Annotated in this window: 1 pseudogene; it reads right to left on the reverse strand. The window is 54.7% G+C overall.

Annotation, left to right across the window (positions count from 1 at the left end):
• Positions 1–875: pseudogene (locus tag F3J45_RS29575) on the reverse strand (hypothetical protein); the annotation flags it as partial.

Here is an 875-nt window from a genome sequence, read left to right on the forward strand (position 1 = left end):
CGGGTCGATACTCTTTAGTAGTTGTCCGGCGACTATCTCCTCTTGCCAACAGTTACCAAGCGGGTCGATGTACTTATACACCTCGTACATCGGTCCCCAGTAATAGCGGCTCTGTCGGCCGAGGCTGTCGGTGACGAATGTTTCACCGTCCTCCAAGTTATATTCGAGCCGGTATTCCTCGCCATCGCTCCCCCAGTGACGTACCACCCTCCATTCGTGATCAGGTTGTTGCTCAAGCAAAGGAGGCAAGGAGTAGGGCGTTCCATCGGCGCGTTTAGGCGTTGGGCGCTTTGTGGGAATGCTAAACTTTTCCCACTCGTACTGGCGCACAGCGCCGCTAGCCAACTGATGACTGTTGAGATAGCCCTCGGTGTTGTAAGTAAAACGGCGGATTAGTTGACCAGTGGCATCAAGCACTTCATGCAACTGTCCGTTCTCGGTATACCGGTAGCTCACCAGTATTTCGCTGCGTTCTATGGCGAGTGGTTCGCTGTTCTTTAGAAAAGCTTGTGAAACCTTGTTGACTCGATTTGAGTGACGCAGGTCATAGTGCAGTTGAACAATGGTCTGGCCATATTCGTCGTACAGAACCTGCAATCGGCCCTGGTCGTCGTACAGTAGGTCGATAACGTTGCGGTTGCGGTCACCGAGGCGTATCAGGCGTGAGCGCTGTGGGTTGAACGGATCGGTGTCGAAGACTTGATAGCGTCCTTCGTTGATGTCCTCGACGACGGTCTGACCGTCTTCCAACTGGAAGAACGCAAGGCCGTCCGTGACACTCACGAACGCATCGCCGGCGCCGAGGCGCCCTAGTTCCAAGCGGTTGCCTTCCTCGTCGATGTAGATCCACAGCTGCCCCCCTTGAGGATGTGGGA

It is taken from the genome of Pantoea sp. Ap-967 (assembly GCF_011752565.1).
In the GTDB taxonomy this organism is placed as follows: domain Bacteria; phylum Pseudomonadota; class Gammaproteobacteria; order Pseudomonadales; family Pseudomonadaceae; genus Aquipseudomonas.